Origin of the sequence: Bradyrhizobium sp. R2.2-H (assembly GCF_004346455.1) — a bacterium.
GTDB classification, from domain to species: domain Bacteria; phylum Pseudomonadota; class Alphaproteobacteria; order Rhizobiales; family Xanthobacteraceae; genus Bradyrhizobium; species Bradyrhizobium diversitatis.
Genome location: NZ_SMBR01000003.1, coordinates 355,092 through 371,557, shown reverse-complemented (window position 1 = coordinate 371,557; position 16,466 = coordinate 355,092). Strand labels below are relative to the sequence as shown.

General features: G+C 65.3%; 8 protein-coding genes. 1 reads left to right on the top strand and 7 read right to left on the bottom strand.

Features of this window, described 5'->3' with window-relative positions:
- Positions 1–31 precede the first annotated feature (31 nt).
- From EDE08_RS09295 to EDE08_RS09280, 4 genes are read right to left on the bottom strand one after another with little or no spacing between them, the layout of a single operon-like run.
- The gene (locus EDE08_RS09295; RefSeq protein WP_131868613.1) at positions 32–3,136 is read right to left on the bottom strand and encodes an efflux RND transporter permease subunit; all 3,105 of its coding nucleotides are present in this window, start codon (positions 3,134–3,136) and stop codon (positions 32–34) included.
- Positions 3,136–6,285 (bottom strand): efflux RND transporter permease subunit, encoded by a 3,150-nt coding sequence (locus EDE08_RS09290; protein WP_131868884.1) that lies wholly within the window; start codon positions 6,283–6,285, stop codon positions 3,136–3,138. Before EDE08_RS09290 ends, EDE08_RS09295 begins: the two co-directional genes overlap by 1 nt.
- Positions 6,286–6,322: 37 nt before the next feature.
- Complete coding sequence (locus EDE08_RS09285; RefSeq protein WP_131868612.1) at positions 6,323–7,714, bottom strand: efflux RND transporter periplasmic adaptor subunit; 1,392 nt, start codon at positions 7,712–7,714, stop codon at positions 6,323–6,325.
- The gene (locus EDE08_RS09280; RefSeq protein WP_245524746.1) at positions 7,704–9,155 is read right to left on the bottom strand and encodes an efflux transporter outer membrane subunit; all 1,452 of its coding nucleotides are present in this window, start codon (positions 9,153–9,155) and stop codon (positions 7,704–7,706) included. The genes EDE08_RS09285 and EDE08_RS09280 overlap by 11 nt, the downstream gene beginning before the upstream one ends.
- Positions 9,156–9,914: 759 nt before the next feature.
- Between EDE08_RS09280 and EDE08_RS09275 the strand changes: the two genes are divergently transcribed.
- Entirely contained in the window at positions 9,915–10,949 is a 1,035-nt protein-coding gene (locus tag EDE08_RS09275) for a cysteine synthase A (RefSeq protein ID WP_131868610.1), read from the top strand.
- Between the two features lie 61 nt (positions 10,950–11,010).
- Here EDE08_RS09275 and EDE08_RS09270 read toward each other — a convergent pair whose 3' ends face one another.
- The 3 genes from EDE08_RS09270 to EDE08_RS09260 all read right to left on the bottom strand — a co-directional run bounded on the left by EDE08_RS09270 (position 11,011) and on the right by EDE08_RS09260 (position 16,456).
- Positions 11,011–13,254, bottom strand: a complete 2,244-nt coding sequence (locus EDE08_RS09270) for an O-linked N-acetylglucosamine transferase, SPINDLY family protein (RefSeq protein ID WP_165935823.1) — start codon at positions 13,252–13,254, stop codon at positions 11,011–11,013.
- 122 nt (positions 13,255–13,376) lie between these two features.
- Entirely contained in the window at positions 13,377–15,617 is a 2,241-nt protein-coding gene (locus EDE08_RS09265; RefSeq protein ID WP_165935824.1) for an O-linked N-acetylglucosamine transferase family protein, read from the bottom strand.
- A gap of 101 nt (positions 15,618–15,718) precedes the next feature.
- Complete coding sequence (locus EDE08_RS09260; protein ID WP_131868609.1) at positions 15,719–16,456, bottom strand: amino acid ABC transporter ATP-binding protein; 738 nt, start codon at positions 16,454–16,456, stop codon at positions 15,719–15,721.
- Positions 16,457–16,466: the final 10 nt, after the last annotated feature.

The following is a 16,466-nucleotide window of genomic DNA, read 5'->3' as shown; positions in this document are numbered from 1 at the left end:
CGCTATACGCTTCGCGCGCCGCTTCAACAACCTATTCCGCCGGTGCCGCCAGCGGACGCGGCTCGGAACGGCGCCGCAGGCGGTCGATCAGAAGATAGATCACGGGCGTGGTGTAGAGCGTCAGGATCTGCGAGACGAACAGGCCGCCAATGATGGTGATGCCGAGCGGACGACGCAGCTCCGTGCCGGGGCCGGTCGCGACCACGAGCGGAATGCCGGCGAATAGCGCCGCCATGGTCGTCATCAGGATCGGCCGGAAGCGCGCCTGGCAGGCCTCGAAGATCGCCTCCGCCGAGGACAGGCCGCGCCGTCGTTCGGCGTCGAGCGCGAAATCCACCATCATGATGCCGTTCTTCTTGACGATGCCGATGAGCAGGATGATGCCGACGAAGGCGATCACCGTCAGCGGCGTGTTGGTGATCTGCAGGGCGAGCAGTGCGCCGAGTCCGGCCGAGGGCAGCGTCGAGATGATCGTGAGCGGATGGGCGAGGCTCTCGTAGAGCACCCCCAGCACGATATACATCGCGACCAGCGCGCCGAGGATCAGGAGCGGCTGGCGGCCGCTGGTCCTCGCGAAGTCCCCGGCATTGCCGTCGAAGCTGCCGCGAATGCCCTCGGGCATGTGCAATTCCTCGACCGCACGCTGGATGTTCTGCGTCGCGGCCTGCAGCGGCACGTCCGGCAGCAGGTTGAACGACACGGTGGTCGAAGGGAACGACTGCGAGTGATAGACCGCCAGCGCGGCGAGCCCGCGCGTCGCATGCACCACGGCCGAGAGCGGCACCTGGGCGTCGCCCGCGCCGGCGACATAGATGCGGTCGAGGTTGGAGGGATCGACCTGGAATTTCGGGTCGATCTCCAGCACGATCATGTACTGGTTGCGCTGGGTATAGATGATCGAGATCTGCCGTTGCGCGAACGCATTGTTGAGCGCGTTGTCGATGTCCTGAACCCTGACGCCGAGCGCCGAGGCTTTCTGGCGGTCGATGGAAAGCGTGAGCTGAAGCCCGCCGGGGTCGCGATCGCTGGAGATGTCGGTGATGCCCTCCACGCTCTCCATGCGCTTGGCCACGATCGGCGCCCATTTCTGCAGCAGGCCGAGATCGGTGCTGGTCAGCGTGTACTGGTAATCGGAATCGCTCTGTCGCCCGCCGGCCCGCACGTCCTGGGCGGCGAACATGAAGAGCCGGATGCCGGGCACGGGGTATAACGCGCGCCTGAGGCGGTCGATCACGACCTGCGTCGAGACGTGGTCGCGCTCCTCAGGCGGCTTCAGGCTGATGTACATGATGCCGCGGTTCGAGGTCGCTCCCCCCGGTCCGCCTCCGGCGCCGACGGACGAGCCGATGCCGGCTACGGCCGGATCCTGCATCACGATGTCGGCCAGCCGCTGCTGCAGGCCGAGCATCGACTGGAACGAGATGTCGGCCGAGGCGCGCGTCGCGCCAATGATGAAACCGGAATCGTCCGTCGGGAAGTAACCCTTGGGGACCTTGATGTAGAGTGTCACCGTGAGCGCGATGGTGGCGAAGAACACCAGCAGCGTCAGCAGCGGAAATTCCAGCACGGTGCGCAAGGTGCGGGCGTAGAAGGCGACGAGGCGCGACAGCGAGCCTTCGACGACGCGGTCGAACAGGGTCGCGGTGCCGGACGTCGTCTGCCGGATGTAATGGGCGCAGATCATCGGCGTGACCGTGAGCGACACCAGCGTCGAGACCAGGATGGCGAAGGTCAGCGTCAGCGAGAACTCGCGCAGCAACCGGCCGACGATGCCGTCCATGAAGATCAGCGGCGTGAACGCCGCGATCAGCGACAGGCTGATCGAGACCACCGTGAAGCCGATCTGCTTCGCGCCCTCCTGCGCCGCCCGGAACGGCCGCATGCCATGCTCGAGGTTGCGGTACATGTTCTCGATCATGACGATGGCGTCGTCGACCACGAAGCCGACGGAAATCGCCAGCGCCATCAGCGACAGATTGTCGATCGAGAAGCCCGCGACCCACATGCCGGCGCAGGTGCCGGCCAGCGCCAGCGGCACCGAGATGCCGGCCGCGATCGTCGGGGTCAGCCGTCGCAGGAACACGAACACCACGGCCATCACCAGGAACGCGGTCGCCAGCAGGGTCCACTGCATGTCCAGCACGCTGGCGCGGATCGTGCCGGTGCGGTCGACCAAAGTGGAGACCTCGACGCCGGCCGGTATCCACTGCTTCAGCGCGGGGATCAGCGCCTTCACCCTGTCGACGGTGTCGATGACGTTGGCATCACCCTGCTTGGTGATCTGGATCAGCACCGCCGGCTGCTTGTTGAACCAGGCGATCGAACGGGCGTTGCGGACGGAATCCTCGATGTCGGCGACGTCCGAGAGCCGCACGAAATTGCCGTTGGAGCTCTTGATGATGATGTCGCGGAACTCTTTCGCGGTACGCATCTGCCGATTGAGCGCCAGCGTCTCGCTCTGACGCTCGCCTTCGAAAATGCCGACGGGACCGAGCGGGTTGGCGTTGATGATCGCGGTCCGGACGTCGTCGGTGGCGATACCGGCGTTCGACAGCGCGACCGGGTTGAGCTGGACCCGCACCGCCGGCTGGTCGGCCCCCGAGACGGTGACGTCACCGACGCCCGGCACCTGCGAGATGCGCTGCGCCAGCACGGTATCGGCGACGTCGTAGATCGCGCTTGCCGACAGCGTCTTCGAGGTCAGCGCCAGCACGAAAACCGGCGCGCCGGCCGTGTTCGCCTTGCGGAAGCGCGGCAGCGTCGGCAGGTCGCTCGGCAGGTCGACCATCGCGGCGTTGATCGCCGCCTGCACGTCGCGTGCGGCCTTGTCGATGTTGCGGCCGATGTCGAACTGGAGCTGGATACTGGTCGTGCCGAGGGTCGAGGTCGAGGTGATCTGGTTGATGCCGGCGATCTCGCCCAGCCGCCGCTCCAGTGGCGATGCCACCGTGGCCGCCATCACGGACGGATCGGCGCCGGGCCGGCTGGCCGAGACGAAGATGGCGGGGAAGTCGACGTTCGGGACTGAGGCGACGGGAAGGAAATGGTAGGCCACGACACCCAGCAGGAACAACCCGATCGACAGCAGCGTGGTCGCGACCGGCCGGCGGATGAAGGGCTCCGAGATCGATGCCATCACTGCATCCCCTCGGTCGCGCCGGCGACCGGCGGTCCGCCGGATTCGGCCGGCGGAAGCGCCTGCTCGAGGCGGCGGTTGATGCGGTCGAGCGCGAGATAGATCACGGGAGTGGTGTAAAGCGTCAGCAGCTGGCTCAGCAACAGGCCGCCGATGATGGAGATGCCGAGCGGGAAGCGCAGCTCGGCGCCGGTGCCGCTCTCGATCGCGAGCGGCAGCGCGCCGAACAGCGCCGCCAGCGTCGTCATCATGATGGGACGAAACCGCAGAAGACACGCCTGCACGATCGCCTCGTTCGGCGACATGCCCTGCCCGCGCTCGGCCTCCAGCGCGAAGTCGATCATCATGATCGCGTTCTTCTTGACGATGCCCATCAGGAGGATGATGCCGATCAGGCCGATCACCGAGAGATCCTGACCGCACAGCATCAGCGCCAGGATCGCGCCGACGCCGGCCGAGGGCAGCGTCGAGAGGATCGTGATCGGATGGATGTAGCTCTCATAGAGCACGCCAAGCACGATGTAGATGGTGATCACGGCGGCGAGCAGCAGCCAGGGCTGTCCGGCGAGCGCCTTGGCGAATTCGGCGGCATCGCCGGCATAGACGCCGACGATGCTGTTGGGCATGCCGATGCGGGTCTCGATCGTCTTCACCGCCTCGACGGCATCGCCGAGCGCCGCGCCCGGCGCGAGGTTGAAGCTGAGCGACACGGAGGGGAACTGCGCCTGGTGCGAGATCGCGAGCGGCGCCGTTGTCCGCTTCAGCGTCGCCACGGCCGACAGCGGCACCTGCGCGTTGGGCGCGCCGACGGTGGTGCTGGCGGCGCCCGGCAGATAGAGCTTCGACAGGATCGAGGGATCGCGCTGGTACATCGGCAGCGCCTCCAGCACCACGCGGTACTGGTTGGCCTGCCCGTAAATGGTCGAGATCTGTCGCTGGGCGAAGGCGTCGTTGAGCGTGTCGGTGATGGCCTGAAGGCTGACGCCGAGCTGGCCGGCGCGGGTGCGATCGACATCGAGCTGGGCCCGCAAGCCCCCTTCCTGCGCCTCGGAGGAGACGTCCCGGAACAAGGGATCACGCCGCATCTCCGCGACCAGCTTGCGCGCCCATTCCGAGACCAGCGTCGCATCGGTGCCGGTCAGAGTGTACTGGTATTGCGAGCGGCTCGACTGGGTCGAGATCTGCACGTCCTGCACCGGCTGGAAATAGACGGTCATGCCGGGGATGCCCGATACCCGCTGCTTCAGCCGGGCCACGACACCCGTGATGTCGTCACGCCGCTCGCCGCGCGGCTTCAGGCTCATGACGAGCCGGCCGACATTGGTGGTCGGGTTGACCGAGCCCGCGCCGATCACCGAGACCACGCCGACCACGTCGGGGTCGGCCCTGATGGCGTCGGCCGCCTCGGCCTGCCGTCTCTTCATCTCCGCAAATGACACGTCGGGCCCGGCCTCCGTCACCGCCGTGATCGAGGCGGTGTCCTGCAGCGGCAGGAACCCCTTTGGGGCGACGACGTAGAGGACCAGGGTCGCAATCAGCGTGGCGAAGGTCACGACCAGCGTGGCGCGCTGGCGTTCCAGAACCCACAAAAGCGATCTGTGATAGGCATCGACCGTGCGATCGATGAAGCGGCTGATCGCGGCCAAGCCCGGCACCGCCAGCTCCTCATGGGCGTGCTTGAGCAGGCGCGAGCACATCATCGGCGTCAGCGTCAACGAGACCACAGCCGACGTCACGACCGCGATCGTCAAGGTCAGTGCGAATTCGCGGAACATGCGCCCGACGAGGCCCGACATGAACAGCAGCGGAATGAAGACCGCGATCAGCGACACCGTCAGCGAGATCACGGTGAAGCCGATCTCGCTGGCGCCCTTCAGCGAAGCCTCCATCGCACTGTCGCCGTTCTCCATGTGGCGGACGATGTTCTCGATCATGACGATGGCGTCGTCGACGACGAAGCCGGTGCCGATCGTGAGCGCCATCAGCGAGAGATTGTCGAGGCTGAACCCGGCGAAATACATGATGCCGAAGCTCGTGATCAGCGACAGCGGCAGCGCGACGCCGGCAATCAGCGTGGCGCGCAGCGAGCGCAGGAACAGCAGCACCACCAGCGTCACCAGCACGACGGCAAGGATCAGCGTGAACTGCACGTCGCGCACCGAGGCGCGGATGGTGACGGTGCGGTCGGAGACGATGGTGAGGTTCACGCCGGCCGGGATCGCGCGCTGCACCTTGGGGATTTCCGCGCGGATCTGGCTGACGACGTCGATGACGTTGGCGCCGGGCTGGCGCTGGATGTCGATGATGACGGCCGGCGTGCCCTGGTACCAGCCGCCGGTGCGGTCGTTCTCGAGGCCGTCGACGATCTGGGCGACGTCACCGATGGTGACGGGCGAGCCGTTGCGATAGGCGATGATGACAGGCTTGTAAGCATCGGCGGCGGCGATCTGGTCGTTAGCGGCGATGATGTAGGATTGCTGCGCGCCGTCGAGCGAGCCCTTCGGCCCCGAGACATTGGCATTGGCGATCGCAGTGCGCAGATCCTCCATGGCGATGCCGTAGGCAGCAAGGCGCGCGAGATCAGCCTGGATGCGCACTGCCGGCTTCAGCCCGCCGAGGACCGAGACCCGTCCGACGCCCGATATCTGGCTCAAACGCTGCGCCAGAATGGTGTCGGCGATGTCGCTCATCACGCGCAACGAGATCGTGTCGGAGCGCAGCGCCAGCGTCATCACCGGCGCATCCGCCGGGTTCACCTTGGCGTAGGTCGGCGGATAAGGCAGCGTCTTGGGCAGCACGCCGGCCGCGGCATTGATCGCGGCCTGCACGTCCTGGGTCGCACCGTCGATATCGCGGTTGAGGTCGAACTGGAGCGATATCTGACTGACGCCGAACGAGCTGGTCGAGTTCATCGCCGACAGCGACGGGATCTGGCCGAGCTGACGCTCCAGCGGCGCGGTGATCAGCGAGGCGATCACGTCGGGGCTGGCGCCCGGAAGCTGCGTCGTCACCTGCACGGTCGGGAAATCGACCTGCGGCAGCGCCGAGACCGGCAACGCGAAATAGCCCAGCAGCCCGCCGATCAGGAGCGCGATGCCGAGCAGCGAGGTCGCTATCGGCCGTCGGATGAAGGGTTCGGAGACACCCATGGGAGCTGCCTGCCGCTTCAGGCGGCTGTTGTCGGGATCATGGCTGCTTCGCTCCACTTCCCGATGCTCCCGGCCCCGGTGCAGGCCCGGTCTGTCCCTTCTGGTCGCCTTCGCTGCTCTTCCGCTTGGCGCGGAATTCGCCCTCCTTGCCTTGCGAATCCTTCTGGCCTTCTTTGGCACCCTCCTTCTTCTGGGCGTCCGGCCCACGCGAGCGCTTGCGCGGCGCGAGATCGGCCGACGGGGTCTGGTCGTCGCGGCCCACGATCACCTTGGAGCCATCGGACAGATTGGCAAAGCCGGTGGTGACGACCTTGTCGGTCGGCGAGAGGCCACTGGCGATGACGGCGTCGTGCTCGTTCTGCTGGGTCACCGTCACGGGCTTGGCCGAGACGATATTGTCCTCGCCGATGACGTAGCTGAAGGTCCCGATCGGACCGCGCTGCACGGCAGAGGTCGGCACCACCAGCGCCTGCGTCAAGGTCTCGACCTTGAGGCGGACATTGACGAACTGGCCAGGCCAAAGCTGGTAATGGGCGTTCGGAAATTCCGCCTTGAGCTTGAGCGTGCCGGTGGTCTGGTCGACCTGGTTGTCGATGCCGGTGAGCTTGCCGGTGTCGATCACGGTAATGCCGTCATTTCCGAACACGTCGACGGCGAGCGTGCCCTTTGCCGCGGCCGCGTTGACGCGCATGATCTGCTGCTGCGGCAGGCTGAACCACACCGCGATCGGCTGCAATTGCGTGATCACCACAAGACCGGTGGTGTCGGAGGCGTGGACGATGTTGCCCTGGTCGACCTGGCGCAGGCCGACCCGGCCCGAGATCGGCGCCACGATCTTGGTGTAGCTCAGCGTCGCGGCCGCGTTGTCGATCGCGGCCTGGTCGGCTTTCACCAGCGCCTCGGTCTGCGCCACCAGCGCGCGCTGGGTATCGGCCTGCTGCTTGGAGCCGGCATTGGAGGCGGCGAGCTGCTCGTAGCGGGCGAGATCGATGCGCTGATTGGCGAGCTGGGCCTCGTCCTGCGCCTTCTTGGCGACCGCCTGGTCGTACTGCGCCTGATAGATCGCCGGATCGATCTCGCCGAGCACGTCGCCCTTCTTGACGTCCTGGCCCTCCGTGAAGTTGACGGCGATCAGCTTGCCGTCGACCTGCGAGCGCACGGTCACGGTGTTGAGCGCGCGGATCGCCCCAACGCCTTCGAGATAAACCGGCACGTCCTGGATGCGCGGGCTCGCCGCCAGCACGGGCACCGGCAGATCGGGGCGCTGGTTGCGGTTGTTGGCCTGTTGCTGATGCGTGACGATCCAGCCGAGATAGCCAAGGCCGCCCAGGATTGCGAGCGCAATCAGGGTCATGACGAAGCCGCGGCCGCGCGATCTTTTCGCCGTCCCCTCTTCCGCGCCCTGCTTCGTATCCGGCTTAAAGAGCATTGACCGGTTTCTCCATTCGCGGCTCCCAACCACCGCCGAGCGCCTGGTACAGGCTGACGATGGCGAGAAGCCGTGCGAGTTGCGCCTGCGACAGCACGTCTTCCGCCTGGAACAGGGTCAGCTGGGTGTTGAGCACCGTCACGATGTCGGCGGTGCCGGCGCGCAATTGCTGCTCCGACAGATCGAAGGCGCGGCGCGAGGCGGCCACGACGTCGCGCTGCAATTGCAGCCGGATCGTGGTCTGCCTGATCGAGAACAGCGCATTGTCGACGTCGGCAAAGGCCTGGACGATGGTCTTGCGGTAGGTCTGGAGCAGCTCGTCCTGGCGTGCCTTGGCAAACTCGAAATTGCCGAGGATCCGGCCGCCGTCGAAGATCGGCTGCGTGGCGCTGCCGACGAGCTGGAAGAAGGCCGCGTGCGGCTGGAACAGCGAGACCAGCGCCGAGCTCTGGTAGCCGCCATTGCCGGTGAGCTGGATGGTCGGAAAGAACTGCGCGCGGGCATTGCCGATGTTCGCGGTGGCGGCGGCGAGCTGCGCCTCCTGCCGGCGGATGTCCGGCCGCTGCGTCAGCAGCTCCGACGGCAGGCCGGGCGTCACGCGTGGGATCGCGATCCGGTCCAGCGAGCCGCCGAGCACGCGTACGCTCTCCGGCGGGCGCGAGACCAGCACGGCGAGCGCGTTGACGTTCTGGTCCAGCGTCTGGCGCAGCGGCGGCACCAGGGCCTTCTGGTTCGCCAGCACGCTTTCCTGTTGGGCGACGTCGAGATCGGTGCCGGTGCCGGCCCTGCGACGCTCCCGGACCGCATCGAGAATGCGCTGCGCGCTCGCGATGTTGCGCTGTGAGGTCCTGATGCGGTCCTGCGAGGCCAGCACCTGGAAATAGGCGTTGGCGACCGCTGCGAGCGTCGTCAGCGCGACCGTGTCGCGATCGAAACGATTGGCGTTCGCGGTCTCCTCCGCCGTCTGCAGCGCATCACGGTTCTGGCCCCAGAAGTCGAGCTGATAGCTCGCGCTGAGCGAGGCCGAATAATTGACGACCTCGCGCCCGCCGATGGACAGACCGGAGGCGCTCGAACCCGAGGTGCGCGAATAGGTTTCCGAGCCGGCTGTCGACAGGCTCGGCAACAGCGCGGCGCCCGCCTGCCGCGCCTGGGCATCGGCCTGGACGATGCGCGAAACGGCAGCGGCGATGTCGAGGTTGACGGTCTGTGCCTCCACCATCAGCTGCGTCAGTTCCGCTGAGCGGAAGCCGCGCCACCAATCCAGTGACGGCGGCACCTCCCCTTTCCCGGCATATTTGTATCGCGCGGGAACATCGAGCGCGGGGTCGGGCAGATCCTGCGTCAGCACGCAAGCGCCAGAACCGGTGGAGAGGCTCAGCACCGCAAGCCAGCGCGCCGCACGACGCGTCCAGGAAACGGAGCGCAATGATCGCCACATGGCGATCGCCGGAACATGTTGTGTCACATCCACCCCCCGCCGGGCAGATCGAGCCGCCACCCCGCCGCGGGATTAGCCGATTCGCGGCAGGACGGTGGGGGGGCTTTCGGCAACTCGTTCACAGGCGATGCTTTCTGCGGAACCTCGAGCTTCATACTAGCCGGGCGTGGAACAGGGGGACAGTGTCGCAGTTGCGAGATGCCCGTGCCAACGAGCGGGCGCGAAACTGACAGGAATACAAAAAGTGTCTGTCTCGCAGAGACTTTTCTCTCTGCGTGGCGTCGGCAAACGCGATCAAGCTTACCAAGATTTCATGTGATATTGCTGCCACACCGGCTGCTAAGCTGCAATTTGACTGCCCACCGCGCAGCTTCGGCCCAGTCGCGCCTCCGAGCCACATCACAAGACCGTCAATTTGCCGAAAGCGATTCCGTCCATCGCGCCGACACTTCTTCGGCCTTCCACGCGCTCCCACGCTCCTCGATTTCGACCCGTCTCGTCCCTGGAAAAAATTGGTCGCAAGACCGCTCATGACGCGCGCTATCGTTTCGTCCCCTGGCGGCATTCAGTGATTTCCCTCCTACCGGTATCCTGCCTCGCGGCCGAGCGCATCACCGCCGGTCTCGCCGCTCGGAATATCCCTGTCTGGGCGGGCGTTTCGGTCCGGTTCGCCGCAGCGCAAAAGCCTTCCCCTTTGGCCTCCCAGGCACTAGGTTCTGGCCAAAGCTGATCAACCCCTTGCCAGTGATTTCTCCCGACATGACCATTCGAAACGACGTTGTCGAAGCCATCGGCAACACCCCGCTGATCAAGCTGAAGCGCGCCTCGGAACTGACCGGATGCACCATTCTCGGCAAGGCCGAGTTCATGAATCCGGGTCAGTCGGTCAAGGACCGCGCCGGCAAATGGATGATCCTGGAGGCTGAGAAGCGCGGCGAGCTCAAGCCCGGTGGTCTCGTAGTGGAAGCGACCGCCGGCAATACCGGCATCGGCCTCGCGGTCGTGGCCAGCGCGCGCGGCTATCGTACCTTGATCGTGATCCCTGAAACGCAGAGCCAGGAGAAGAAGGACTTCCTGAAGCTGTGCGGCGCCGAGCTGATCGAGGTGCCGGCCCTTCCTTACGCCAATCCCAACAACTATCAGCACGTCGGTCGCCGTCTTGCCGACGAGCTGCGCAAGACCGAACCCAATGGCGTGCTGTTCGCCGATCAGTGGAACAACCTCGACAATGCCAAGGCGCATTACGAATCCACCGGCCCCGAGATCTGGGAGCAGACCGGCGGCAAGGTCGACGGCTTCGTCTGCTCGGTCGGCAGCGGCGGCACGCTTGCCGGCGTCAGCCGTTATCTGAAAGAGAAGAGCAAGAGCGTCCGCATCGCCTGCGCCGATCCGCACGGCGCCGGCATGTACGAATATTTCAGGACCGGTGAGGCCAAGGCGACGCCGGGCGGCTCGATCACCGAGGGCATCGGCCTCAACCGCGCCACTGCGATCGTCGAGACAGCCAAGGTCGACGATACCCATCTCATTCCCGATGCCGAAGCCGTCAGCGCAATCTACGAGCTGCTGCAGCACGAAGGCCTGTGCCTCGGCGGTTCCACCGGCATCAACGTGGTCGGCGCGATCCGCCTTGCCAAGCAGCTCGGGCCCGGCAAGACGATCGTCACCGTGCTGTGCGATTCCGGCAGCCGCTATCTGTCCAAGCTGTTCAACGCGGACTTCATGCGGGCCAAGAACCTGCCGGTGCCGGAGTGGCTGGAGAAGCGCAGCAACATCAAGCCGCCCTTCGTGTGATCGTCACAGAAAGCCGCACGTCGGCGACGTGCGCCCGCAAAGCGCTCCCGGTTCGGCCCATTTATGCGATGTCGCCGCGTTCCGAGGCTGCGGCACAATAGTCGCGCCAGAACTGGCGATAGCCCGCCTCGACCTTGCGCGTATAGATCTCGACGTTGCCGGCAGGCGAAGCTGCGATCCGGGCCGGCAGTTCCGCGCGCAGATTCGCCAGATGGGCGGGCTGCGCCGCATATTTGCATGCGATCGCGGCGTAGCCTTCATCGTCCTCGGCGACCCAGTCGCCAAGACCGACGGCCGCGACGATGGAGCCGCCGGCGCGCGACGAGGCGCCGTTGCCGAGCTTGGCGACGACGGGAACGCCGGCATAGAGCGATTCCCAGGTGCTGATGCCGCCGTTTTGCGGGAACGTATCAAGCGAGATGTCGACCTTCGCGAAGGCCAACAGATGCTCGTGGCGCGAGGTCGAGCCCATGCAGGTGATATTCTCTGCAGCGATGCCGTGCGCCACGAACCGCGCCACCAGGCTGTCGCGCAGCAAGGGGTCGTCAAGCAGCCCGTGCTTGATGATGATCTTCGATCCGGTTACCTCGCGCATCACCTTCGACCACACAAGGATGGCTTCGTCCGAGATCTTGTAGATGCGGTTGAAGACGCCGAAGGTCACGTAGCCGTTGCGGAGCATGGGCAGCTCCGACGTGGGCACGTCCAGCACGGGCTCGATCGTGATCAGGCACGGCAGATCGTGAACCTTCTCGGCCAGCAGATGGCGCGCCGATTGCGGAATGAAGACCGGATCGGCGAGCACGTAGTCCATGGTCTGAAGGCCGGTCCCCGTCGCATGTCCGAAACCCGTGACCTGGATGGGCGCGGGCTTCCTGGCGAAGACATGGAGCCTGTTGCCAGTCGTGTGGCCTGATACGTCGATCAGGACATCGACCTTGTCGGCCTGGATGCGATCGGCCAGCTCGTCGTCCGAGAGCTGCCCGGCGTCGACCCAGACGTCCGCCAAAGGCTTGAAGCGTTCGGTCATCTCATCCGGCAACGGAAAGCAGGAATAGCAGATGATCTCGAACCTGGCGTGATCATGATGGCGCAGCACCGGCAACAAGGTGAGCGCGGCCGAGTGGTTCCTGAATTCGGACGCGACATATCCGACCACGATCCGCCTGTCCGGATCGAGCTCTCGGGGCGCCAACGTCCTCCGCTGCAAATTGGCGCCGACCGCATCCCACCAGGACTTTCGCGCGGCCTGCTGGACCGCGAAACCGGCCTCGGAAAGGTAGTCCAGCAGGAAAATCTTGCGCTCGATGGCGTCCGCATAGTCCGGCCTGAGCTCCAGCGCCTTGTCCAGATGCTCAAGCGCCGTCGCGATGTCTCCCTGGCTCGCATGACACGACGCCAGCAGCGCCATGCCGATCTCGGAGCGCGGATTTTCCTCGAGCAAGGTCTTCACGGCCGAAATCGCCTTCGCCGTATTGCCCAGGAGAATGTTGACTTGTGCCTTCCCGCGCAGCGCCAGCTCGAGCGTGGGCGATTGCGCCAGCGCGGCATCGAAGTCCGCGGCGGCCTGCGGCAGCCGCGACAGATCGAAGTTGAGCCGTCCGCGCTGGGCCAGCATCCTCGCCGAATTGGGCTTGATCGCCAGTCCCGCCGCGAGCGCGGCTTCGGCCTCGTCGAAGTGCCGGAGCTCGACGCTCAGCATCCCCTTGCCGGCGATCGCTTCGGCGTGACGCGGCTGAAACAACAGGGCGCGGTCGAAACTCTCCCTGGCGCGGTCGAACTGGCCCATCATCAGTTCGGCCATGCCGCGATTACAGAACGCATCGGCATAGTCCGGCTTCAGCTTGATGGCGCGTTCGTGTAGTTCGATGGCCTGCTCGGCGAGCTTCATGTGCAGCAGGGTATTACCGAGATTGGTCAGCGCGAGCGGGAAGTTCGGCTTCAGCGCGATTGCCCTCTCCTGGCACCTGCGCGCATCCTCGAATTTCTTCAGGTCGAAGTACACGGTCGCGAGGTTGCTATGGGCTTCGTGCGAACGCGGATCGAGCGTAATCGCGCGCTCGAGCAGCTGTTGCGCCTCCGCCAGGCGACGGTCGTCATGGGCGCACAGGCCGAGCAAATGCGTGGCATCGAAATGATCCGGAAGCGCCTTCAGGATCTCGCGGCAAAGCGCCTCGGTCTCCGCATACCGGCCCTGGCCATAGGCGCTCGCTGCGGCGGAGATGACGGCATCCGCCTGCTTCATCAGTTTCTTCTGCAATCGCGCGTTCTGGAACGCGCGGGCGCCGGCGCCGCTGCTCTGCAAGGTTGCTCTCCGAAGGATGGCCGCAAAGAGAGTCTAGCTGATTCGCCGTCAAGGCCGCCCGGTAGCTGGAACGGCGAGGCCCCCGGGGTTTCCCGGTACACGCAGCGAGACTGGCCCCCGGCCTACGCTACATCCCCGCCTTCCGGGGCCGCGGCGCAATAGTCGCGCCAGAACCGGCGATACCCCGCCTCGACCTTCCGTGTGTAGATCTCGACATTGCCGGCAGGCGAAGCTGCGATCCGGGCCGGCAATTCTGCGCGCAGCTTCGCCAAATAAGCCGGTTGCGCCGCATATTTGCACGCGATCGCGGCGTAGCCTTCGTCGTCCTCGGCGACCCAGTCGCCAAGACCGACGGCCGCGACGATCGACCCGCCGGCGCGCGACGAGGCGCCGCTCCCGAGCTTGGCGACGACGGGAACGCCGGCATAGAGCGATTCCCAGGTGCTGATGCCGCCGTTTTGCGGGAAGGTATCCAGCGAAATGTCGACATCTGCAAAGGCCCGCAGATGCTCCTCGCGCGGGGTCGAGCCCATGCAGACGACGTTGTCTTCGGCGATACCCTGTTCCACGAACCGCGCAATCAGGCGGTCGCGCAGCATGGGATCGTCCAGCAATCCGTTCTTGATGATGATCTTCGATCCGGTCACCGTGCGCATAACCTTCGACCACACACCGATGGCCTCGTCCGAGATCTTGAAGATGCGGTTGAACACGCCGAAGGTCACATGGCCGTTGCGGAGCATGGGAAGCTCAGAAGGCGGCGCATCCAGGATGGGATCGATCGTGATCAGGCACGGCAGATCGTGAACCTTCTCAGCCAGCAGATGGCGCGCGGATGGCGGAATGAAGACCGGATCCGCGAGCACATAGTCCATGGTTTGAAGGCCGGTCCCGGTGGCATGTCCGAAGCCCGTGACCTGGATCGGGGCCGGCTTGCGGGCGAAGACATGGAGCCGGCTGCCGGTCGTATGTCCTGAGACGTCGATCAGGATATCGATCCCATCGGCCTGGATGCGATCAGCCAGTTCGTCGTCCGAAAGCTGTGCGGCATCGACCCAGACGTCCGCCAAAGGCTTGAACTGTTCGGTCATCTCGTCCTGCAACGGCCAGCAGGAATAGCAGACGATCTTGAACCTGGCGTGATCATGATGGCGCAGCACTGGTAACAGGGAGTACGCTGCCGAGTGGCGCCTGAATTCGGACGCGACATATCCGATCACGATCCGCCTGTCCGGATCGAGCTTGCGCGGCGCAAGCGTCCTTCTCGGCAACTTGGCGCCGATCGCATCCCACCAGTATTTTCGGGCCGCCTGCTGGACTACGAAATCGGCCTGCGGCAGATAATCCAGCACGAAAATCTTGTATCCGATCGCCTCCGGAAAGTCCGGCGCGATCTCCAGCGCCGCATCGAGATGCGCGAGCGCCGTCGCGATGTCTCCCTGGTTCACGTGGCAAGCCGCAAGAAGCGCCAATCCCATCTCCGACCGCGGATTGACCTCGAGCAGCGTCTTGACGCCCGCCATCGCCCGCGCCGTGTTCCCTACGAGGATGTCGATTTGCGCCCTCCAGCACAGCGCGAGCTCGAGCCGTGGCGATTGCGTTAGCGCCGCATCGAGGTCCGCTGCCGCCTGCTCCAGCCGGGACAGGCTCAGATTGAGCCGTCCGCGCTGCAGCAAAATCCTGGGTGACCCTGGCTTGATCGCGAGCGCTGCGTCGAAGGCGGCGGCAGCCTCGTTGAAGTGCCTGAGCTCGAGGCTCACCATGCCCTTGCCGGCGATTGCCTCGGCATGACGCGGTTGAAGCGACAGGGCGCGATCGAAGCTCTCCTTGGCGCGCTCGAACTTGCCGGTCATCAACTCCGCCATGCCGCGGTTGCAGAATGCATCGGCATAGTCCGGCTTCAGCCTGATCGCGCGGTCGTGCAGCCCGATCGCCTCTTCGCCGAGACCGATGTGCAGCAGCGTATTGCCGAGATTGGTCAGGGTGATCGGACAATTCGGCTTCAGCGCAATGGCCTTCTCCTGGCACGCGCGGGCGGCCTGAAATTTCTGGAGAGCGAAGTACACGGCCCCGAGATTGCCATGGGCGTCGGGCGAACGCGGGTCGAGCGCGATCGCGCGCTCGAGCAGGAATTCCGCCTCATCGAGCCGGCCACCGTCGAACGCGCGCAGGCCGAGCAGGTGCGTGGCGTGGAAATGATCCGGAACTTCTTTCAGAATCTCGCGGCACAGCGTCTCGGCCTCGGCAAGTCTGCCCTGCCCGAGCGCCTCGACCGCGAAGGACATGACGGCGTCCGCCTGCTTCCTCAACTTCTTCTGCAATCGCGCGTTCTGGTATGCGCGCGCGCCGAGACTGCTCTGCAAGGTTTCTCTCCGGAGGATGGTCCGAAAAGAGACGAGCTGATTCGCATGGTGCCAAGCTTGCCGCGGCGATCAGACTGCCGAGGCCGCCGGGTTGCGGGGGCTCACCGCAGGATCTGGCTCAGGAACAGTTTCGTGCGGGCATGCCGTGGGGCGGCGAAGAATTCTCTCGGTGTGTTGGCCTCGATGATCTGGCCGGCGTCCATGAACACGACGCGGTTGGCGACCTCGCGGGCAAAGCCCATCTCGTGGGTGACGACCAGCATGGTCATGCCCTCCTCGGCGAGGTCGACCATGGTGTCGAGGACCTCCTTGACCATCTCGGGGTCGAGCGCCGAGGTCGGCTCGTCGAACAGCATCACCTTCGGATTCATGGTCAGCGCGCGGGCGATCGCGACGCGCTGCTGCTGGCCGCCGGACATCTGACCCGGAAACTTGTTGGCCTGGTGCGGGATCTTGACCCGCTCCAGGAATTTCATCGCGGTCGCCTCGGCGTCCTTCTTGGGGATGTTGCGGACCCAGATCGGCGCCAGCGTGCAATTGTCGAGCACGGTCAGATGCGGGAACAGATTGAAGCTCTGGAACACCATGCCGACTTCGCGACGCACGGCATCGACATGCTTGAGGTTGGGACCAAGCTCGATGCCGTCGACGACGATCTCGCCCTCCTGGAATTCCTCCAGCGCATTGATACAGCGGATCAAGGTCGACTTGCCCGAGCCCGAGGGCCCGCAGATCACGATGCGCTCGCCTTTTGCGACCGCCAGGTCGATGTCCCGCAGGACATGGAATTCGCCGTACCATTTGTTGAGGCCGGAAATCTTGACGATGGGATCGGACATGGTGGCCTCG